We start from the raw sequence: 20,329 nt of genomic DNA, 5'->3' as shown, positions 1-20,329 counted from the left end.
GCCGCCTATCCCAGTGTTACAACTCGCCCAGGTCAACTAGCGTTTGCGCACTGGCAATGATCGCATCTTTGGCCGGGATGAAATCAATCCCAAGCTGTTCCCGCGCCTTGGCATTAGTATAAGCGCGACGTTTCCCGAGTTCAGGCAGGATCTGTTTCAGGGTCGGGTTCAAAGGAACCATCATCCGCACCAGCCAGTTCGGTAACTCGCCCTTGGGCAATTTTCGATCCGGAAAGGCTTCACGGAGAATATCACCAATTTCTGAGAAGCTAAGGACTTCATTGCCAACCAGAAAGCGTTCCCCTGCAGCCGCTGGCCGCTCCATTGCCTCGACATGTGCCTTAGCCACATCCCGAACATCGACAATGCCGAACGTGAGTTTTGGATAAGCTGGCACTTTATTCTGCATCGCCTGCGTCACCAGCTCCAGAGAGGCTGAAACATCGCCGCTCATGGCTGGGCCCAGTACAGCAACCGGATTGATTGTCGCGAGTTCCAGTCCAGCGCCTTCGCCGTTCACATAATCCCAGGCGGCTTTTTCTGCGATGGCTTTGGACCGGGTATAGGCGGTATTGTCCTTGATATTATCCGGATTGGACCAATGGGTCTCGTCCAGAATGTCTGGCCGCTTGTCACCCCAGCCATAGGCAATCGCCGCCATGGATGATGTCATCACAGCGCGTTTCACCCCAGCGGCCTTCGCTGCCTTTAGCGCCCGTAGCGCGCCATCCCGCGCCGGAATGATCAGCTCATTAGCGTCTTTGGGAAGATTGTTCGGGATGGGCGAGGCGAGATGCTGTAAATAGGTGACCCCCTCCATCGCTTCGCTCCAGCCATCATCACTGGTCAGATCAGCGCTCACCAATTCAATCTCTATGGCTTTGCCTGCATAGTCACTCAGGATCGCATTCAGCCGCGCGGCCTTATTCGCGGAGCGGGCGGTACCACGCACCTCATACCCTTTTTCGATCAGAGCCAGGATTGTGTGTGATGCAATAAACCCGGTCGCACCGGTTACGAGCACTTTGGTCATAGGGGCCTCCCTTTTTCATGAATGATGAATGAGAGTGTACCTATTCACAAGGGCTAAGACGATTGTCTGCCCCTCACTCGTTCACGAAGGCCGATATAAAGTGTTGAAACGACAATAATGACCGCGCCGATCCAGACATTCACGCCGGGAACCATTCTGAAGACCAGGAAATCCGCGACACTCGACATGGGCAAGCGAAGATAATCGACAGGCGAGATGAAGGACGCCTCCCCCACACTCATCGCGGCAATATAGCAGAATTGCGCGCCGAACCCGACGATCCCCATCAGGGCAATCCATCCCCAATTCTCCAGAGAGATTGGTGCCCCGACCCAAAGCGCGAGCGGTAAGAGCAAAATTGTCGATAAGAGGTTGGCATAGAAGAGAAGCGCAATGGGCGAGAGTTCGGCGCTTAGAAACTTCACCAGCACAATGGCTCCGGCGAGCGAGAAGGCGCTTATCAGGGCCACGAAACTACCGCCATCCAGACCCAACCCGTTTAACGCCTCAGGTCGCCAGAACGTGAAAACACCCGGCACGACCATGACGAGAACCCCCAGAAATCCGACAAAAACGGCCCCCCAGCGATGCAAACCCACGGTTTCCCGCAAGATGACGGCTGCAAGCAGGGTTACAAATAAGGGCCGGGTAAAACTGATCGCGTTGAATTGCGCGAGCGTCAGCTCAAAGGCATCGGATACGGCAAAGATTGCCAGCGTCATCCCCAGCGTCCCAAACACACTCCGTAAGAAAACCAGATGAAACTGCTTGGTCTTGAGCGAACCAAGACCGCGGCGCATCAGGAAGGGCAGGGCGAGGCCCATGCCGAAAACGGCGCGCCAGAAAGACAGCACAATCCAGTGCACCTCATCGGAGATCAGCTTGTTGATCAGGAGATAGATCGTGAAGCCAACCCCAGACAACATCAGCAGGAAAGCGCCCTGCAGGTTGCCAGACAGGCCACCAGAATTAACCTTTTGGTTACCGGATGCCTGACTGTCTTGATCCATGACCCTTTTCTCCGCTGATGATCTGACCGCCATAGACCGCTTATGGCGCAGCATTCCACCCGATCATGTCTGGACCGGATGGTCGGCCTGCGGAGAAGAGCCTAAGGAAGTGATCATCTATCGCACCCGTGCCCATTGGCGCAAATTCCCGTTACGGAAGGCTAGTCAGGGATACAGTTTATTTGATGAGCGAGGCCGCGAACTGGCCTCAGCTTTGACGCTTGATGCGCTTTTATCAGAGGTTGAAGCCTTACCCGGTTTGAACGAGGCCCTTTAAAAAGGCGCTACTCCACTTCTGATTGCTTGAAGGGTAGAGGCGATTCCGACGATTCAAGAATTCTGGTAATCGTGGAATTCTGATGTGTCCGAGCTTTCTCCAAAAGATACAATATACGACCATATCGGCAATCGGCTGCGCGCCTTACGCGAACAGAATCATCTCAATCAGGCCGATGTCGCAAAGCTGATTGGCAAATCGCATCAGACTTACTCAAACTATGAGAAGGCCACCAATCAGATCACGCTCGATCATCTCTATGTGCTGGCACAGTATTATGGCGTGGCCATTACAGATCTGCTGCCAGAGCAAAAACATATCGCCATACTGATCCCGAACGCCCGGACAGACCAGAAAGCAGCGGGCATGGCAGAAGATCAAGCGGCCTTCACCGATGCTGAAACGATGGCGTCCGACCGTTTAGCGGATGCGACCGCGATCAGTGGTCTGATCCTGAAAATCCGTGATGATCAGGTCCGAAAAAACCTGATCACCCTGACCCGGTCTATCGCTGCGGCTTAGTCGAGCTTCATCACTGCGGCCATGGCCTCGGCCTGCTCTGGTGTGATCCCGAGCGCATCGAGGAGTGGTCCACCTTCACTTTCATTCCAGCTATGGCGTGGTCCAACCGTCATCCCGCCATCGACCAGGAACTCACCCCCCGTAACGAAACCAGCTTCATCCGAGGCCAGGAACGCTGCCATCTGGGCAATGTCTGTACCTTTACCAATCCGGCCAATTGGCTGCATGGCTCCACCATTCTGGGCGACCATTTCGGCCATTTGATCAGCCTGCTCCCGCGGTAACCCAAGCGATGCGCCAAAGATGGACGTCGCAATAAAGCCCGGCAGGATCGCATTGACGCGAATTTGGTGCTTGGAGAGCTCCGCTGCCGCCAGTTTAGAAAAATGCGCAACAGCCTTCTTGGCGACCGAGTAGGTGATCGGCGCATATCCCGCGCAGACGGCAGAGATGGAAGACGTGTTCACCACACTGCCACCACCACGCGCAACCATATGCGGCACCGCGAAATGTGTTCCGGCAAAGACCGATTTCAACAACAGGTCCATCGTCATGTCATAGCCCGCAAGATCGAGGTCCTCGACCCCGGTTGGCGTACCTCCACTGCCCGCATTATTCCAAAGGATATCAAGGCCACCAAACGTATCGACCGCCGATTGCATCAGCGCTTTGAGCGCATCATTGTCGGTCACATTGCATGTCCGGTAGGCCACATTCTCGGCCCCAAACCGGGCCTCCAGCGCCTTGCCCTTATCGTCCTGTAAGTCAGCCGCGATAACTTTCGCACCGGCCTCAACAAAAACCTCGACCCCGGCCAAGCCAATACCGCTGGCTGCGCCAGTAATGACGGCCACTTTTCCTGATAAATCTGCCATGACGTCCTCCTATCTGTTTTCAAACAGGAGGACGAAACCACCCTTACTCGTCAAGGGTGACGTTGGGGCGGTTAAACTATAGCGCTCTACTGCTCGCCAGCAGATTTACCGGCTTTCTTGTACATCCATACAGAAATACCGATACTGATCGCCAGAAGGCTTCCAAAGCCTACCAAGGCAGCAATTGCGAGCGGATCGACTGTTAGATTTCCCATGTCTTTATCCTCGGATGATTTATGCCCGAAGGAAACACACTCTGCCGTTCGTACAATCAGGACGTTTGCGTAATTGCGCGAGAAACTTCGTAAAAGGCGATCGCCGCTGCATTCGAGACGTTCAGACTCTCCATCTCTGACTCAATTGGAATACGCGCCAACTCGGCGCAGGCTTTGGCAACACCGGGTCGCAAACCTGATCCCTCTGCGCCCATGACGATTGCGACTTTGCTGGCGTTCTGGACCGCCTGATCAATGAGGGCCCGTCCTTCCCCGGCAAGGCCCACCGTATGAAACCCCGCTTCCGACAATTGGTCGAGCGTCCGTGCAATATTCACCACGCGGCATTCAGCGACCGTTTCGATCGCTCCAGCCGCACTTTTGGCCACCACGCCCGTGATTGGCGGTGTATTGCGCGACTGCAAGACGACGCCCTTAAACCCAAAAGCCGCGGCGGATCGGAAAATCGCGCCAAGATTATGAGGGTCTGTTACCTGATCAAGCACAACCAGACGATCTGCACCCGAGGCGATCACGTCTTCCAAATGCGTCGAAGGCAGAGGCTCCACCTCAATCGCAATACCCTGATGGACTGCACCAGCTGGCAATCGCTCAGACAAATCTGCTGGCGCTATATCCTCATAATCCCGGGGTTTCTTCGCCAGCCGCTCAAGTGCATTTCGGCTCGCCAAGACGTGTTTGATCTTGCGCCGCGGATTGGCCATGGCGGCCTCAACGGCGTGCTGTCCCCATAGCCAATTGCCTTTATCAACCGAGCCACCGCCACGAGAGCGACGATTTGCTGATTCAGGACGGTTGCGCGGTCGGGACTTGCTCATTATAAGGCCGTTTTCCAGTAGTTGGCGAGTGGCAGTTTTGCCCCTTTTGACTGCAGGATGCAGCGGCGTCAAATGGTGCTGTGCAGGCGACCTGGAGGGGTGGCCGAGTGGTTAAAGGCAGCAGACTGTAAATCTGCCCGCATAGCGTACACAGGTTCGAATCCTGTCCCCTCCACCACCTGCCGGAACTGTGCTATGTCGCAGACAATGAGCGGGTATAGCATAATGGTAATGCAGTAGCCTTCCAAGCTATCGATCTCGGTTCGATTCCGTGTACCCGCTCCAACTCTTCCAGATAACCTAGACGGCCTTCAAGTCATCGAGCAGATCGACCTTATTCGGATCGGTGTGCGCGGACATGGGTACGATGAGAAAGCCGCGCGTCCCGCTGGGTGCTTCGAGCAAATAAATCGTGGCATCATCGCCAGGATCAGAGCCCGCCGCAACCGATAGCGTATCAATGATCTTCGTGTCCCGGGCGTTCAAAAACTCCCCGGTCGCCTCGCAGCGAAAACACCCGGTTGCAAAGAAAATATCATGCGGAAAGCCCCGCTGACGGGCCTCATCCATCAAAGCTGCAAGATCTTTAGCCATAATCACGTCCCATACTAAGCTGGAATCTATATGGGTCGTACAAATGACAGGGCAATCAGCGTTTGGCTGTGAGCTTGCGGCAGAGCGCATCGAGCTGTTCGAGATCGCGATACTTAATTCGCAGGTCGCCGCCTTTGGCCTTGTGCTTAATCTCAACATCGAGACCAAGAACACGAGATAAATTGTCTTGCAAGGCTGCCGTATCAACGTCCGGGATAGCCGCCTCAACCTTGCTGGCAACAGTATCGAGCGATCCGCCATCGCGCAGGCGTTTCGCGTGAGCCTCTACATCGCGCACGGTCAGGTTCTTCGAAATCGCCAGGTCAATCAGTGGTCCTGGATCAGGTGCGCCGAGGGCCGCTCTGGCTAAACCCGCACTGATGCGACCATGGCGCAAATGCTCGCGTGCGCGTTCCGGTAAATTCAGCAGGCGGACTGTATTCGCAATATGCGCTCGACTTTTGCCAACACTCTCAGCGAGATTATCCTGTGTCCGACCAAAGCGCTGCATCAACGCGCCATAGGCTTCGGCTTCCTCAATTGGGTTCAGGTTTTCACGCTGAACATTTTCAATGATGCCGATTTCAAGCAGCTCAAGATCATCACTATCGCGAATGACCGCCGGCATATCCTCCAGCCCAGCCTGTTTCGCCGCGCGCCAGCGACGCTCACCCGCAATAATCTGATACCGATTTGGGGCATCTGGATCGGGTCTGACCAGAATTGGTTGCAAGACACCGCGTTGACGAATGGATTCGGCGAGTTCGGCCAATTCTTCGTCAGAGAATGTCCGTCGCGGCTGTGCCGGATTAGGACGTATATCTTTGATTTTTATTGTATTTTTCGAAACTTCAACGGTTTCTACGTCATCGCCATAGCCAACGCCATCCACCTCACCCAGCAGGGCGGACAGACCTTTTCCAAGACGCTTTGGTTTTGACTTGCTTTCACCAGCCATAAACGGACCTATCTGCGGCTACGTTCGCGCTGAAGCAGTTCAGAAGCCAGACGAATATAGGCTTCACTGCCCGGGCACCGATAATCGTACAACAAGGCTGGCTTCCCGAAACTTGGCGCTTCGGACAAACGTACATTGCGCGGGATCACAGTGTTGTAAACTTTCGTACCAAGAACCGCGCGCACCTCATCAGCCACCTGATCTGACAGGTTATTGCGTCGATCATACATGGTCAGGACGACGCCCTGAATATCCAGCTCAGGGTTCAAACCATTGCGAACCACCTCAACCGTACGAAGCAATTGGCTCAAACCCTCAAGCGCCAGAAACTCACATTGCAGCGGCACAAGCAAAGAATGCGCGGCTGTCATCGCGTTGATGGTCAGTGACGATAGAGATGGCGGACAGTCGATCAGGATATAGTCATACTGGGTCAAACCGGATTCAGCAGCCCGGTTCGCGTAAGACCGTACAGCATCTCGCAGGCGGTAAGAGCGGCGCGGATCGTCCGCAAGCTCCATCTCAACACCAGCCAGATTCTCGTCACCTGGAACAATGTGCAGACGTGGTACCAGTGTCTCCAGGATCGCCTCTTCAAGCGGTGTCGCATCAACCACGATGTCATAGCTGGTCATCTGACGTTCCGGACGCGTAATCCCAAGACCCGTCGAGGCATTGCCCTGCGCATCGAAATCGATCACCAGAACATTCCGGCCAACCGCAGCCAGCGCAGTGCCTAGATTAATCGCGGTTGTTGTCTTTCCAACGCCACCTTTTTGGTTGGCTACGGCGAGTATGCGTGTCTTCTCAAACCCCACGGGCGATCTCCTGAATCTTGAGAATGACTCCATCCCCGGTACGACTCGGAATCACCTCATGCGCGAATGTCCAGCAATCCGCCGCTTCCGTCAATTCCTCTTCCCAGCGTCTTCCCTTTGGAAAAACACCAATCGCACCATTTTCAAGCCATGGCGATGCATAATCGAGCAGCTTTGGTAGGGGCGCAAAAGCCCGCGCCGTGACCGTTGAAACATCATCGATCTGCGTCGTCTCAACCCGTTGATTGAGCACTTTTGCCGGAAGGTCTGCGCGCGCAATCGCCTCTCTCAGGAAAGCGCATTTTTTTCCCACAGACTCCACCATGATGACCGTTCCACCTGTCTCCACAGCCGCGGCTGCCATAACCAATCCTGGAAAGCCTGCACCAGATCCAAGGTCGAGCACGGTCTTGGATAGGTTCACATGTGGCAGGAGCTGCACACAGTCGAGAACATGCCGACGCCAGATACGCGCGGCCTCTGCAGGCCCGATCAGATTGATCTTCTCACGCCACTCGTGGAGACACGCGATCACGACCTCAAGACGCTCAATTGTTTCACGTGAAACATCGCCACTGGCCAGAATATCATCCGGTCCAAATCCATCCTGGTCCATCATGCGCTTTTTCTTCGCCCTGAGCGTTTTACATATGCGAGTAGGGCTGTAAGCGCGCCGGGTGTGACTCCTTCTACACGAGAAGCCTGACCAATCGTCTCGGGTTTGACCGCCTCTAACTTTGAGCGGACCTCATTCGAAAGACCACCAACAGAGGCATAATCAAACCCAACCGGGATGCGTAGCGCTTCATCGCGCCTCAAGGCCTGAATGTCCTGGGCCTGACGCTCGATATAATTGGCGTACGATGCCTCAATATCGACTTGGGTGAGGGTCTTACCATCTATGCCCTGCAATTCTGGAAAAGCCTTCAAGACCATACCCATATCAATATCCGGGTAAGCCAGGTAGTCCCAGGCACTCCGGCGAGTGCCATCCTGATTAATCACCCAGCCATGCGTCCTTGCCTCAGAAGGCGTCATCTTCACACCCTGAAAGGCTTCACGCGCGGCATTCAGTTTTGAGTGTTTCACGTGAAACATCTCAGCGCGCTTCTCTCCGACAATGCCCCACTCTATACCCATGGGTGTGAGGCGTTGGTCGGAATTATCAGAGCGCAGGCTCAAGCGATACTCGGCGCGCGATGTGAACATGCGATAGGGTTCTGTCACACCCCGCGTGACAAGGTCATCGATGAGCACGCCGATATAGCCCTGATCTCGTGATATCGTCACGCGATCCATGCCTTGAGCAAAACGCGCCGCATTCAGACCCGCCATTAGACCTTGAGCGCCCGCCTCTTCATAGCCCGTCGTCCCATTGATCTGTCCGGCGAGATAAACACCATTCAAAGCCTGTAACTGTAGATCCCGCCCCAGTGCGCGCGGGTCAACATAATCATATTCGATCGCATAGCCGTGTTCGAGGATGTTTACCTTATCCAAGCCCTCAATCTCTCGGATAAACGCGTTCTGCAAATCGGCCGGAAGCGAGGTCGAAATACCGTTTGGATAGACGGTATGATCATCCAAACCCTCTGGTTCCAGGAAGATTTGATGCCTGTCCCGATCGGCGAAGCGATGCACCTTGTCTTCGATGGATGGACAATAGCGCGGACCTCGCCCTGCAATCGCGCCAGAGTAAACCGCGGACTGTTCAATATTCTTCGCGATGAGGTCATGGACATGTTTATTCGTATAAGTGATCCCGCAGGCGACTTGCGGGACCTCAATGCGGCCGGTGAGATCGGAGAAGGGAACAGGCTCTTCATCGGCCGGCTGCATCTCGAGACGATCCCAGTCAATCGTGCGGCCATCAAGACGCGCCGGTGTTCCCGTCTTCAAACGCCCCATTGGCAGGCCCAGACCGTATAGACGATCAGAAAGACCTATCGCGGGTTTCTCACCAAGACGTCCCGCTGGGATACGCTCTTCCCCCCGGTGGATGATCCCTTTGAGGAAGGTTCCTGTTGTGACGACAACAGCTTTGGCCAAGTAGGTCTGACCGCTGGCACCGACCACGCCAGTGACGGTCTGCCCCGATAAGACCAGATCTTCTACACCATCTTCCAGAACGGTCAGGTTTTCCTGTTCGGCAATTGCGGCCTGCATATGTGTCCGATAGAGGCTGCGATCGATTTGTGCGCGGGGCCCACGAACAGCAGGACCTTTCGATCGGTTTAGCAGGCGAAACTGTATCCCTGACTGGTCGGCAATACGGCCCATCAAACCATCCAGCGCATCAATTTCGCGAACAAGGTGCCCCTTCCCCAAACCGCCAATGGCCGGGTTGCACGACATTTCGCCAATCGTATCGGCGCGATGTGTGATCAAAGCCGTCTGTGCACCTGCACGCGCAGCGGCTGCTGCAGCTTCGCAGCCCGCATGCCCACCACCGATAACGATGACCTCAAAATCATATGCCATGATTATCCCTCTGGAAATCTGCGCCTGATGTAAGCTCTATTTTCCGATACAAAAGTCAGAAAAGATAGAGTCCAGCACATGCTCGACATCGAGATGGCCTGTTAAAGACTCGATGGAGCGAGCAGAAAGACGCATATCCTCTGCTGCAAGCTCAAATCCAATTCCATTTCTCAAAGCCATTTCGGCCGAGTTCAAATGTTGCAGAGCAGATTCAATCGCTCGACGATGCCGAAGTTGGGTCAGGCCTGGTGAGACCTGTGGTTTGGCCAATCGGACCAGTCGGTTTTCGATCTCACCCAGTAATTCTTTGAGACCTTCTCCCGTCTTGACTGAGAGCTGAAATGTTTCACGTGAAACATTTTGTGGCTGGCCAAGATCAATCTTGGAGGTGACCAGAATATCCTGATCAGAAGTCTCTACCCCCTCAAAGTCAGTCTCATCTAATGGTGAGAGCCAGATGCGCAAATCGGCCTCCCGGCCTCGTGCTCTTGTCCGCCGGATCCCTTCCGCCTCAACAATATCATCCGTTTCCCGTAGACCCGCTGTATCTGAAAAGAGCACAAGATAAGGTCCGATCACTTTTCGGACTTCGACAAAGTCCCGCGTCGTTCCAGCGATTTCTGTAACAATCGCAGCATCTCGCCCAGCAATCGCGTTGAGCAAGGACGACTTCCCAGCATTTGGCGGGCCCATAATCGCAACGAGAAATCCATCGCGCACTCGCTCTGCGCCATCACTTTCATCGAGAGCTTTCTGAAACTCGGTTTTAAGTGTTGCGATTGCCTCTAGGGCTGGTTCGGTCACCTCATCCCCAATATCGCCCTCGTCTGGAAAGTCGATATAGATTTCCATGGAGGCGAGTGTCTTTGCGAGCTTCTTGTGCCAGCCTTCATAAATGCCACTGAGGCTCCCGCCCAATTGTGCCATCGCATTGTGGTGCTGCGCGGCAGATTCAGCATCGATTAAATCTGCAACCGCCTCGGCTTGGGTCAGATCAAGCTTTCCGGACTCAAAGGCGCGACGCGTAAACTCGCCAGGTTCTGCCAGTCTCGCGCCGAGTTCTGTCAGACGCTCAAGCACTCTTTGAACAATATACGCGCCGCCATGAACGGAGAATTCGACAACATCTTCGCCTGTATAGCTTTTTGGGTTCGCAAAGAACGTCGTGACACATTTATCAATAATCGCCCCATCTGTAGCAATCATTGTAGAAAGGCGAGACTCACCCGCATCAGGACACCCCTCCTTGAGACATGATTCAGCGATCGCAATCGTCTGCGGACCTGAAAGCCGAATAACACAAAGGGCCGCTGGAGGCGGCCCTGAGGCAAGTGCGCAAATTGTATCCTGGCTGGCGTTCTCCGCCATCGCAGATTCTCCGCTTAGTTCTTCATCGCTTCGAAGAATTCATCGTTCGTCTTGGTTTGCTTCAGCTTATCAAGCAGGAAGTCGATCGCATCCGCGGTACCCATCGGGTTCAGGATACGGCGCAGGACATAAATTTTCTGAAGCTGCGCTTTATCTGTGATGAGTTCTTCTTTCCGGGTCCCTGACTTCATGATGTCCATGGCTGGGAAAGTCCGCTTATCTGCAACTTTACGGTCCAGAACAATTTCAGAGTTACCGGTGCCCTTAAACTCTTCAAAGATCACTTCATCCATCCGCGAACCTGTATCAATCAGTGCGGTTGCGATGATTGTGAGCGATCCACCACCTTCAACATTTCGCGCCGCACCGAAGAAACGTTTTGGACGCTGTAGAGCATTGGCATCAACACCCCCAGTCAGGACTTTACCCGAGCTTGGGACAGTCGTGTTATAGGCGCGGCCCAGACGTGTAATCGAGTCGAGCAGGATGACGACATCGCGGCCATGTTCGACCAGGCGCTTGGCTTTCTCAATCACCATCTCAGCCACAGCAACGTGACGGGTCGATGGCTCATCAAAGGTTGAGGAAATAACCTCACCTTTCACCGAGCGTTTCATATCTGTCACCTCTTCCGGGCGCTCATCAATCAGCAGAACGAGAAGGTAGCATTCGGGATGATTTTCTTCGATCGAAGCGGCAATATTCTGCAGCAGAACAGTCTTACCGGTGCGCGGCGGTGCCACAATCAAGGCGCGCTGGCCCTTACCAATCGGAGAAACGATATCGATGACGCGGCCTGACCGGTCTTTCTTGGTCGGATCGCGTCCTTCCATAACCAGACGCTCTTCTGGGTAGAGCGGTGTAAGGTTATCGAAATGAACTTTCTGGCGCGCCTTCTCGGGGTCTTCGAAATTGATCGAAGAAACATCGGTCAGAGCAAAATAGCGCTCATTTTCACCCGGCTCGGCAATCGCGCCTTCGACTGTATCGCCAGTTTTCAGACCCGCTTTCTTCAAAACTTCCGGGCTGACATAGATATCGTCAGGCCCAGCGAGATAATTTGACTCAGGTGAGCGGAGGAAACCAAAACCATCCTGAAGGACTTCCAGAACACCGCGGCCAATAATACTGACTTCCTGTTCGGCAAGCTCCTTCAGGATCGCAAATAGCATATCCTGCGTTCGCAGGGAGGATGCATTTTCAACTTCCAGCATTTCAGCATAGGCCAAAAGCTCGGTTGGTGATTTTGCTTTAAGTTCGCCGATATAAACCTGCGACGGCAGGTCGATCTCTACATCAGTGTCCGCCATGGGATCTGGTTTCCGAATTTTTATAAGAAGAAAGCGGTGCGGACGCACCTATTGCCTTACGGCTTTAACTCTAGATGTGCTGAGCGAGCCAAAAGGTCAAGAGGCAATAGCTTTAAGCTTTAGAAGGGTCGCAACACCGCGAGCAAAATCACAAAAATCATCAGAATGAATGGTAACTCATTAAGCATCTTCAGAGCACGCGGACTAATCTCCATGCCCTTATCAATTTTCTTTCCGATTGAGATGAAATAGCCATGCAAACCGCTCAGTCCGAGGACCAAAACCAGTTTCAAATGCAGCCACCCTGCACCCGGCCCTGTAATAACAGAAGGCTGTAGAGCGATCATCCCAAGTCCGGCGAGCCACAAAATAACAATTGACGGATTGAGGATGATCTTGCGCAACATCGCCGAGGCATCCTTCATCGTCTCAAACAAGGGTTCACCTGGCGCAGACTTTAGCTGATGAAGCTTGTAGCGCGGATAAATCACCATCGCCGCAATGAAGGCGACCATGAAAATCAGATGCACAGCTTTCAGCCAGAAATACGGATCGCCAACCATCAACCTTGTCCTTCAGCCCCTAAGACCATTCACGAATGATCTGCACGACTCGCTCAACATTGGCAATTGACGCTTGTGGGGTAACGCCATGACCGAGATTAAAGACATGCGGGCGATCCCGATAGGCTTCGAGGATTTCAACCACGCGGTCTTCCATCATCTTTCCGCCAGCAATCAGCAATAGCGGATCAAGATGCCCCTGTACCGCGATATCCTTTGGCAAAGTCTCATTCACAAAGGCTGGATCGACGGCAGTATCGAGACCAACCCCATTAATCGGGACTGATTTCACATAATCGGGCAGCTTGGTTGCCCCGCCACGCGGGAAGCCGATCACCGGAACCGTCACACCCAGCTCACGCAGGCGGGCGACCAGTCTCGCATTCGGACCTATGACCAAAGAATCCATCAAATTACTCGGCAAGCCTTCCGCCCAGGATTCAAAAATCATCAGCGCGTTTGCGCCAGCATCCACCTGCGCCTTAAGGTAATGGGCACTCGCTTCGATCAGCACATTGAGCAAGTCCTGCAACGTATCGGGTTTCTGATATGCCCAAATCCGAGCCTGGCTCTTATCCGTGCCCCCGCGTCCTTCAATGGCGTAAAGCGCCACGGTCCAAGGCGCGCCACAAAAACCAATCAGAGCCTTATCACTGTCGAGACTGCCCCGAACCCGATCAACCGTTTCATAGACGGGTGAAAGCCTTTGAACCGCCTTTTCAATCGTAACAGTTTTAAGGTCATCAGCCGTTTCGACCTTTTGTACGATAGGGCCAACACCCTTTTCAAACTTCACATCCAGGCCGAGGACATCCAGGATCAACAAAATATCTGCAAACAAGATCGCTGCGTCCATGCCATAGCGGCGGATCGGCTGAAGGGTGGCTTCTGCTGCCATTGAAGGGGAATAGCAAAAGTCCAGAAAGTCTTTTGCCTGAGCGCGAAGCTCCAGATATTCTGGGAGATGACGCCCCGCTTGTCTCATCATCCAGATAGGAACTGGACGTGAAATTTGCCCAGAGAGCGTGTCTATAAAACGGCTTTGCGTCAGTTGCGGCATAGTGCTCTCCAAATCCCAGACATCATTTTTGATGGAATCATTATTATTAAGCAGAGGGATTGGGTGGAAAACTATGCGACAAATGATTTGTCCAGACCTGTCCACAGCCTTTGCACAGGCTTTCCAATAGTTAACAATGTGTTAACCAACTGAATCATTGGTAAATAAAGTGTTAACAACGTGAATCTGACTCCAGAGGAACGCGAGCGGATCATTTGGAGTCAGATTCTTGAACTTGTGGGTATTTTTCGGGGTTAAAACGGCAAATTCACTTATCCACAGTCATCCACATGGCTTGTCCAAAATGGGCAGGCAGGGCAAAGCAGCTCTATGAATGTTTCATCGCAGTCCCGGCCAGCAATCTATTTCAATGTGCACCTTGTCTCTGATTCCACTGGGGAGACACTGAATGCGGTGATGCGGGCGGCTGTGGCTCAGTTTGATCGCACAATTCCACTGGAACACAATTACTATCTTGTGCGCTCAGATAGGCAGCTTGAACGAGTCATGGCCGAGATTGAAGCAGCCCCCGGTGTCGTTTGGTATACAATTTCTGACGAAACTTTACGTCGTAAGCTCGAGCAGTTTTGCCGCCAGCGCGGGATTCAAACGCTTCCGGTTCTGGATGCCTCAATCCATATGCTTTCACGCCATCTGGGCCTCGCCGCTACGGAACGCGTCGCGGGGCAACACGCTCTGACCGAGGATTATTTCCAGCGCATTTCCGCGATTGATTTTGCGCTCGCCCATGATGATGGACAAAATGTCAGCGGTCTTGAGGATGCTGATGTCGTGATCCTTGGGGTCAGTCGAACCTCAAAGACACCAACCTGTGTCTATCTCGCCAATCGGGGCGTTAAAGCTGGAAATATCCCGCTTGTGCCGGGCGTTCCCCCGCCCCCCCAATTGTTTGAATTGAAAAGCCCGATGATTATTGGTTTGAAAATCAGCATTGATCGTCTTCTGCAAATCCGTGGGAACCGGCTTCGCTCTATGAAAGCCGATGGTGTGACCGATTATGTTGACCAGGAAGCTGTTCGCGCAGAAGTCACGGAGGCTGCGCGCCTGTTTCAGCGCAATAAGTGGCCAGTGATTGATGTTTCGCGCCGCAGTGTTGAGGAAACCGCGGCTGCGATCCTGAATAAATTGAACGAGCGCCGGGGCTGGTCATGACACAAACACAGATCATTCTGGCTTCTGGCAGCGCGTCACGGCGACAGGTTTTGGAAAGCGCCGGGGTTCAGGCCATATCGATCAAACCGAATGTTGATGAGGATGCGCTGAAGCAGAATATGCGGGCGCGCGGCGTCAGCATTCGGGATCAGGCCATGCATCTGGCAGAGATGAAGGCGATAAAAGTCTCTTCTGTTGAACCTGGCCTGGTGATCGCAGGGGATCAAATGCTTAGCCTTGAAGGGGAAGGGTTTGATAAGCCGCCAACGCTTGAGGCGGCCAAAGACCATTTGCGCAAGCTTTCGGGTAAAACGCATACACTCGAAACTGCCATTCTGATTGCAGAGAACGGACAACCGATCTGGCGCCATTTGGCTCGTCCAAAACTGACAGTTCGACCGCTGAGTGAAGATTTTATCGAGAATTATGTCGCTCAGTGTGGTGATGCCCTCTTATCCACAGTCGGAGCCTATCAACTTGAAGGGCGCGGCGCGCAATTGTTCACTAAGATTGAAGGCGATTTCTTTTCGATCCTTGGTTTACCGCTTTTGCCTTTGCTTGATTATTTCCGAACACGCGGACTGCTGATCACATGACAAAGCTTTTGGGCGTTATTGGCGATCCGGTCGCACATTCCTTGTCACCTGTGATTCATAATCACTGGATTCGGGAGGCTGGCTTTGATGCGACGTATGAAGCCATCCAGATTGCGGCTGAAGATTTTGAGCCGGCTCTGGCCGCATTGCGGCAGAAGTCATGCGCCGGATTCAATGTCACCCTACCCCACAAGCTTTCAGCTTTTGCGGCCTGTAGAAATCTAACCGACGCCGCACAGAAAATCGGGGCCGTGAACACGCTAACGCCGATAGATGAAACCGAATGGGCGGGGCACAATACAGATGCTCAGGGCTTTCTCGATTCCCTGGAATGGGGCGGCGTTGATTTGCAGGCCCGACCCAAAACCCTTGTGATTGGCGCGGGTGGTGCAGCGCGAGCTGTGGTTTATGCATTGGTCTCCAAAGGCATCTATCCAACGATCCTGAACCGTACAGAAGCCCGCGCCAAAGTTTTATCAGCCGATCTAACGGGCAGTAAATCTGTATACGGATCAATAGATGCTCTGGCGCAGATAATTGATACCTTAGATCTGGTGATCAATACGGTTAGCGCCGGACATAGTGGTAATATTCTGGAGCTTCCGAAAGGCCAGAATCGGTTCTTCGTAGATATTTCTTACGGCAAGGCTGCCTCGAAACAGCTTGATTTTGCTACACAGCACGGATGGCAAACGCTTGACGGTTTAGGCATGCTTATCGCCCAAGCCGCATTGAGCTTTGAGACTTGGTTTGATGAATATCCGCCTACGGATGAAATACTGAAACGTTGCCGTAAACTCGTGGAGACGCTGACATGATTGTCCTTGGTTTGACCGGTTCTATTGGCATGGGAAAATCGACGACAGCCAATATGTTCCGTGAGCGGAATATCCTTGTCTATGACGCCGATGCAGCGGTGCATGAACTCTATGAGGCGGGAGGGGCTGCAGTCGGACCTTTGTCCGAAAGATTTCCGGAAGCCCATAAGAATGGTGGGATTGATCGTGCGATTTTGCGCGACCTCGTGGTCGGAAAGCCCGAGGCCATGTCCGATCTTGAAGCCATCGTGCATCCCTTGGTCGGTCAAACACAATTGGCTTTCCGTCAATCAGCTCTGGAAGCAAAAGCTCTCTTCGTTGTGCTGGACATTCCGCTTCTGTACGAAACAGGGGGTGATCAACGCTGTGACTATGTCGCCGTGGTGACGGCACCTGCCAGTGTGCAGCGTGAGCGTGTCCTCTCTCGTGGCGCCATGGACGAGGCCGAGTTCGAAACGATCCTCGCAAAACAGATGTCCGATGCGGATAAACGCGCAAAAGCCGATTTTGTGATCAGTACAGCCTTCGGTTTGAGCTTCACAGAATCACATGTTGAGGCCATCATCGCCCTGATGACTGAGCTAGCAACGGAAACGCCATGACGGATCAGATCCGAGAGATCGCCTTTGATACGGAGACGACAGGTCTGAACTGGGATCAGGATGATCGCATCATCGAGCTTGGCGCGGTTGAGATGATCAACCATATCCCGACGGGCAAGACATTTCAGACCTATATCAATCCGGGCCGCGCCGTCTCGGAGGCCACGATCCGGATTACCGGGATTACCGATGATGACCTGCAGGATAAGCCGCCCTTTGAGGACCCGTCCATTGTCGATGCCTTTCTCGATTTTGTCGGCAATTCCACGATTGTTGCGCACAATGCGAGTTTTGACCGCGGCTTCCTGAATATGGAGCTTGAGCGTTGTGGCCGTTCGCCCATCCCGGAAATTCGCTGGGTCGATACAGTTGCGATCGCCCGCAAACGCTATCCCGGTGCGCCAGCGAGCCTTGATGCGCTGTGTAAGCGGTTCGAGATCAGCTTGGAATCGCGGACCTATCACGGTGCTTTGCTCGATAGCCTGCTTTTGGGAGAGGTTTATCTCGAGCTGCTTGGGGGCCGTGCGCGCGCCTTTGATTTTGGCGGCACAACTGCGGCGGATATAGAAAACCGGGCGCCAGCTGCCCAGCGCCCGGTCTCTCGATCTGTGCCTGTCATAGACGAAGAGCGCGCCGCCCACACTGCGTTTATTGAAACGCTGGGCGAAAACCCGCTCTGGTCTCGCTACGACTGAGGGGTAGCCGGTGCTGCGGCCTGCTCAGCTGCTGCGGCGGCAGCGCGTTGTTTCTGCGCCTGATAAAGGCCTGCAAAGTCCACAGGATCAACACGCAGCGGCGGGAAACCACCCTCCGCAGAAATGTCCGATAGAATGCGACGAGCAAATGGGAACAGGATGCGTGGGCATTCGATCAGCAGGATCGGCTCCATTTCATTCTGCGGGAAACCAGACAGCTGGAACTGTCCGGCATAATCCAGCTCGATCAGGAAAAGGGTCTGATCCTTTGTGCCTGCGCGGGCATTCAACTTAAGTGTGACTTCGAAAGTTCCGTCATCGCCTTTTGGCGTTGCGCCAACATCGATGCCAAGATCAATGTTTGGTTGTTCCTGAACCGAGACACCCGGATTCTCAAAGGACAGGTCCTTGATGTATTGGCCAAGGACGCGGATGGCAGGTCCAGCCTGTGCTGCGGGTTGGGCGTTTGGCTGTGTGGCCATGTCAGGTGTGTCGGTCATGTATACTCTCACTGTTCGGAAGCCATGCGCCTAACATGCAGTAATTAGGCGCGCAACGGTGGGTGGCACTCTGCGCTTCTGCACTATATGAAGCAGAGATCGTATTTTAAGAAGGTACCTATGTCCCAAGCCATGATTGAAGTCCTGCTCCTTGCGGGCATCGCTATTTTTATCGGTTGGCGGCTTTACGTCACTTTGGGTCAGGATCAGGGGCCACCGGAAGGTCGACCCCGCGGGCCACAGGCTGAACCAATGCCACAAGCACCGACGGAAAAACCGACAGATAATGTGACTGATCTAAGGCCAAGCTTTACTGGACCAGCGGCTTCTGGCCTTGAGGCCATTTACGAGGCGGACCAGAGCTTCAACCCGCGTACGTTCGTACAAGGGGCAAAAGGGGCTTACGAAATCATTGTTGGGGCTTTTGCCCGCGGCGACCGTGATGCCCTCAAGCCAATGCTCGATACAGATGTCTATGAGGCTTGGGATGCGGCGATCGCTGAGCGCGAAGCGAACAATTCACCAGCCTTTGAGCTGCTTCGTCTGCGTAGTGCGGAGATTACCGAAGCATCCTTGGATGATGCACGCATTGCGCGGGTGACTGTTGAGTTTCAGGCTGAGTTGGGCGATGGCGAAACCACGAGCCGTTCCGACGAATTCTGGACGTTCATGCGTTCGGTTGACTCAAATGATCCAAACTGGATTCTGGACGACGTGGATACACCGTAATTGTATTGTCACTTGAGCTCTGGAAGGGGAGGAGGCAATCTGCCGATATGATTCGGTGGATTACGACTCTTATGATGGCCAGCTTTGTTTTGGCGGGCTGTCAAACATCGAGCCCGCCCCCACAAGCACCACAACCAATTGCTCCGGTTGAGCCTGTTCTGGAGCCGCGCTGGCAGGTGCCACCGAGACCGCTGGCTTATGACATGTTGCCGGGTTGGGATAATGCGGAGCTGGCTCCGGGTCTCAATGCGCTGCGTCGATCCTGTACGAGCTTCGCAGCAAAGGGGCCAGCGGCTTTTATATCGACGCGTCAGGTTTGGGCGGGGCGTGTTTCGGACTGGCTTCCGGCCTGTGAAGCACTTTCCGTAATTGGTGATGCGAGTAGCGCCAAGGCGGTGCTTCAGGCCCTGTTTGTTCCGGTGGAAGTTCAATCGAATACAGGCGAAACGCGCTTTACAGGCTATTTTGAACCTGAATATGAGGCCCGCCTCTACCCGCAAGGGCCATTTACCGAACCCGTCCTCGCCAAGCCTTCTGACCTCATTGTTCAGGGCGGCCAAGTCTATCAGCGTCAACGGTCTGGCCGTTTAAAACCTTACCCAAAACGGGATGAGATCACGCGTCGTCCAACCGGGCAGGTGCTCGCCTATATGCGGCCCGGCGACCTATTTTTCCTGCAAATTCAGGGTTCTGGTCGTCTGACACTTGCCGACGGGCGAACCATCCGCGCAGTCTATGCGGCGAATAATGGGCACACATTCAAGTCGACCGCCAACTGGCTCATGAGCAAACGTTGGATCAGTCGCGGGCAAGCAAGCATGACCGGGATCAAGGCATGGATGGCGCGCGCGCCTGAAAGGCGCGTTCGTGAAGCGATGAATGCCAACCCCCGCTACATCTTCTTCGCGACTTTACCTGAAGGCGATCCAACATTGGGGCCAAATGGCTCTCTTGGTGTTCCGCTAACGCCTCTGGGGTCTCTCGCCGTTGATCCGGCTTTCCATGCTTTGGGTACGCCCTTATTTGTTCAGACCAGCGCGCCGGGCCTTGGTGGACCATGGTCCGGCCTTCTCGTTGCGCAGGATACAGGTGGCGCGATCAAGGGGTCGGTCCGCGGGGATATTTACTTCGGAACAGGGGCAGAAGCGGGCGCGCGCGCCGACACTGTGAACACGTCAGGGCGGATGTGGATTCTGCTCCCGCGCGCGGTTGCTCAGCGTTTGCGCGGTGAGAATACTGTTGCGGCTCTGCCATCGCACCTTGGCGATGAGGCTTCGCTACCATAGATCAGCG

General features: G+C 53.9%; 24 protein-coding genes and 2 tRNA genes. 11 read left to right on the top strand and 15 right to left on the bottom strand.

Annotated features, from left to right (window positions below; translation table 11 throughout):
• Positions 1 to 16 precede the first annotated feature (16 nt).
• Positions 17 to 1,033 carry an NAD-dependent epimerase/dehydratase family protein gene (locus RYZ27_RS13890; RefSeq protein ID WP_406680125.1) on the bottom strand — a complete coding sequence of 339 codons (1,017 nt, stop codon included), beginning with the start codon at positions 1,031 to 1,033 and terminating at the stop codon, positions 17 to 19.
• Positions 1,034 to 1,086: 53 nt separating this feature from the next.
• Entirely contained in the window at positions 1,087 to 2,043 is a 957-nt protein-coding gene (locus RYZ27_RS13885) for a DMT family transporter (protein ID WP_406680124.1), read from the bottom strand.
• Here RYZ27_RS13885 and RYZ27_RS13880 point away from each other — a divergent pair.
• Together RYZ27_RS13880 and RYZ27_RS13875 are read left to right on the top strand one after the other, a co-directional pair.
• Positions 2,042 to 2,320, top strand: a complete 279-nt coding sequence (locus RYZ27_RS13880) for a hypothetical protein (protein WP_406680123.1) — start codon at positions 2,042 to 2,044, stop codon at positions 2,318 to 2,320. The two genes, RYZ27_RS13885 and RYZ27_RS13880, sit on opposite strands and share 2 nt — an antisense overlap.
• A gap of 84 nt (positions 2,321 to 2,404) precedes the next feature.
• On the top strand, positions 2,405 to 2,842 hold the full coding sequence (locus tag RYZ27_RS13875) for a helix-turn-helix transcriptional regulator (protein WP_406680122.1): 438 nt from the start codon (positions 2,405 to 2,407) through the stop codon (positions 2,840 to 2,842).
• Here the strand turns inward: RYZ27_RS13875 and RYZ27_RS13870 are convergent.
• From RYZ27_RS13870 to rlmB, 3 genes are all read right to left on the bottom strand, one after another.
• Positions 2,839 to 3,717 carry an SDR family NAD(P)-dependent oxidoreductase gene (locus RYZ27_RS13870; protein WP_406680121.1) on the bottom strand — a complete coding sequence of 293 codons (879 nt, stop codon included), beginning with the start codon at positions 3,715 to 3,717 and terminating at the stop codon, positions 2,839 to 2,841. The genes RYZ27_RS13875 and RYZ27_RS13870 overlap by 4 nt on opposite strands.
• A gap of 86 nt (positions 3,718 to 3,803) precedes the next feature.
• Positions 3,804 to 3,932 (bottom strand): hypothetical protein, encoded by a 129-nt coding sequence (locus RYZ27_RS13865; RefSeq protein WP_406680120.1) that lies wholly within the window; start codon positions 3,930 to 3,932, stop codon positions 3,804 to 3,806.
• A 56-nt stretch (positions 3,933 to 3,988) separates the two neighbouring features.
• Entirely contained in the window at positions 3,989 to 4,771 is a 783-nt protein-coding gene (gene rlmB, locus RYZ27_RS13860) for a 23S rRNA (guanosine(2251)-2'-O)-methyltransferase RlmB (protein WP_406680119.1), read from the bottom strand.
• A 93-nt stretch (positions 4,772 to 4,864) separates the two neighbouring features.
• Here rlmB and RYZ27_RS13855 point away from each other — a divergent pair.
• Both RYZ27_RS13855 and RYZ27_RS13850 read left to right on the top strand, forming a co-directional pair.
• Positions 4,865 to 4,949, top strand: a tRNA-Tyr gene (locus RYZ27_RS13855).
• Between the two features lie 33 nt (positions 4,950 to 4,982).
• Positions 4,983 to 5,056, top strand: a tRNA-Gly gene (locus RYZ27_RS13850).
• Between the two features lie 15 nt (positions 5,057 to 5,071).
• Here the strand turns inward: RYZ27_RS13850 and RYZ27_RS13845 are convergent.
• The 9 genes from RYZ27_RS13845 to hemE form a co-directional block, all read right to left on the bottom strand.
• Positions 5,072 to 5,365: a phosphoribosylpyrophosphate synthetase gene (locus RYZ27_RS13845; RefSeq protein ID WP_406680118.1), complete on the bottom strand. Its 294-nt coding sequence runs from the start codon at positions 5,363 to 5,365 to the stop codon at positions 5,072 to 5,074.
• 55 nt (positions 5,366 to 5,420) lie between these two features.
• Positions 5,421 to 6,323, bottom strand: a complete 903-nt coding sequence (locus RYZ27_RS13840; protein ID WP_406680117.1) for a ParB/RepB/Spo0J family partition protein — start codon at positions 6,321 to 6,323, stop codon at positions 5,421 to 5,423.
• An 8-nt stretch (positions 6,324 to 6,331) separates the two neighbouring features.
• Positions 6,332 to 7,141, bottom strand: coding sequence for a ParA family protein (locus RYZ27_RS13835; RefSeq protein WP_406680116.1), 810 nt, complete (start codon positions 7,139 to 7,141; stop codon positions 6,332 to 6,334).
• Positions 7,131 to 7,760 carry a 16S rRNA (guanine(527)-N(7))-methyltransferase RsmG gene (gene rsmG, locus RYZ27_RS13830; protein WP_406680115.1) on the bottom strand — a complete coding sequence of 210 codons (630 nt, stop codon included), beginning with the start codon at positions 7,758 to 7,760 and terminating at the stop codon, positions 7,131 to 7,133. Before rsmG ends, RYZ27_RS13835 begins: the two co-directional genes overlap by 11 nt.
• Positions 7,757 to 9,622, bottom strand: a complete 1,866-nt coding sequence (gene mnmG / locus RYZ27_RS13825) for a tRNA uridine-5-carboxymethylaminomethyl(34) synthesis enzyme MnmG (RefSeq protein ID WP_406680114.1) — start codon at positions 9,620 to 9,622, stop codon at positions 7,757 to 7,759. Before mnmG ends, rsmG begins: the two co-directional genes overlap by 4 nt.
• Before the next feature lie 36 nt (positions 9,623 to 9,658).
• The gene (gene mnmE, locus RYZ27_RS13820) at positions 9,659 to 10,990 is read right to left on the bottom strand and encodes a tRNA uridine-5-carboxymethylaminomethyl(34) synthesis GTPase MnmE (RefSeq protein ID WP_406680113.1); all 1,332 of its coding nucleotides are present in this window, start codon (positions 10,988 to 10,990) and stop codon (positions 9,659 to 9,661) included.
• 14 nt (positions 10,991 to 11,004) lie between these two features.
• The gene (gene rho / locus RYZ27_RS13815; protein WP_406680112.1) at positions 11,005 to 12,300 is read right to left on the bottom strand and encodes a transcription termination factor Rho; all 1,296 of its coding nucleotides are present in this window, start codon (positions 12,298 to 12,300) and stop codon (positions 11,005 to 11,007) included.
• Positions 12,301 to 12,419: 119 nt separating this feature from the next.
• A complete protein-coding gene (locus RYZ27_RS13810) occupies positions 12,420 to 12,863 on the bottom strand; it encodes a CopD family protein (protein WP_406680111.1) in 444 nt (147 codons plus the stop codon).
• A gap of 19 nt (positions 12,864 to 12,882) precedes the next feature.
• Entirely contained in the window at positions 12,883 to 13,923 is a 1,041-nt protein-coding gene (gene hemE, locus RYZ27_RS13805) for a uroporphyrinogen decarboxylase (protein WP_406680110.1), read from the bottom strand.
• 330 nt (positions 13,924 to 14,253) lie between these two features.
• Here hemE and RYZ27_RS13800 point away from each other — a divergent pair, with 330 nt between their 5' ends.
• From RYZ27_RS13800 to dnaQ, 5 genes are read left to right on the top strand one after another with little or no spacing between them, the layout of a single operon-like run.
• Entirely contained in the window at positions 14,254 to 15,096 is an 843-nt protein-coding gene (locus RYZ27_RS13800) for a pyruvate, water dikinase regulatory protein (protein WP_406680109.1), read from the top strand.
• Complete coding sequence (locus RYZ27_RS13795; RefSeq protein WP_406680108.1) at positions 15,093 to 15,692, top strand: Maf family protein; 600 nt, start codon at positions 15,093 to 15,095, stop codon at positions 15,690 to 15,692. Before RYZ27_RS13800 ends, RYZ27_RS13795 begins: the two co-directional genes overlap by 4 nt.
• Complete coding sequence (aroE, locus tag RYZ27_RS13790; protein ID WP_406680107.1) at positions 15,689 to 16,510, top strand: shikimate dehydrogenase; 822 nt, start codon at positions 15,689 to 15,691, stop codon at positions 16,508 to 16,510. The genes RYZ27_RS13795 and aroE overlap by 4 nt, the downstream gene beginning before the upstream one ends.
• The gene (coaE, locus tag RYZ27_RS13785; protein WP_406680106.1) at positions 16,507 to 17,112 is read left to right on the top strand and encodes a dephospho-CoA kinase; all 606 of its coding nucleotides are present in this window, start codon (positions 16,507 to 16,509) and stop codon (positions 17,110 to 17,112) included. The genes aroE and coaE overlap by 4 nt, the downstream gene beginning before the upstream one ends.
• Positions 17,109 to 17,807 (top strand): DNA polymerase III subunit epsilon, encoded by a 699-nt coding sequence (gene dnaQ / locus RYZ27_RS13780; protein WP_406680105.1) that lies wholly within the window; start codon positions 17,109 to 17,111, stop codon positions 17,805 to 17,807. The genes coaE and dnaQ overlap by 4 nt, the downstream gene beginning before the upstream one ends.
• Here the strand turns inward: dnaQ and secB are convergent.
• Positions 17,798 to 18,307 (bottom strand): protein-export chaperone SecB, encoded by a 510-nt coding sequence (secB, locus tag RYZ27_RS13775; protein WP_406680104.1) that lies wholly within the window; start codon positions 18,305 to 18,307, stop codon positions 17,798 to 17,800. The two genes, dnaQ and secB, sit on opposite strands and share 10 nt — an antisense overlap.
• A 120-nt stretch (positions 18,308 to 18,427) precedes the next feature.
• Between secB and RYZ27_RS13770 the strand changes: the two genes are divergently transcribed.
• Complete coding sequence (locus RYZ27_RS13770) at positions 18,428 to 19,036, top strand: Tim44/TimA family putative adaptor protein (RefSeq protein ID WP_406680103.1); 609 nt, start codon at positions 18,428 to 18,430, stop codon at positions 19,034 to 19,036.
• A 47-nt stretch (positions 19,037 to 19,083) separates the two neighbouring features.
• Positions 19,084 to 20,322 carry a murein transglycosylase A gene (locus tag RYZ27_RS13765; RefSeq protein ID WP_406680102.1) on the top strand — a complete coding sequence of 413 codons (1,239 nt, stop codon included), beginning with the start codon at positions 19,084 to 19,086 and terminating at the stop codon, positions 20,320 to 20,322.
• Positions 20,323 to 20,329 lie beyond the last annotated feature (7 nt).

The organism is Hyphomonas sp. FCG-A18, assembly GCF_045287255.1.
Lineage (GTDB): Bacteria > Pseudomonadota > Alphaproteobacteria > Caulobacterales > Hyphomonadaceae > Henriciella.
This window is presented reverse-complemented; position numbering and strand designations above follow the sequence as displayed.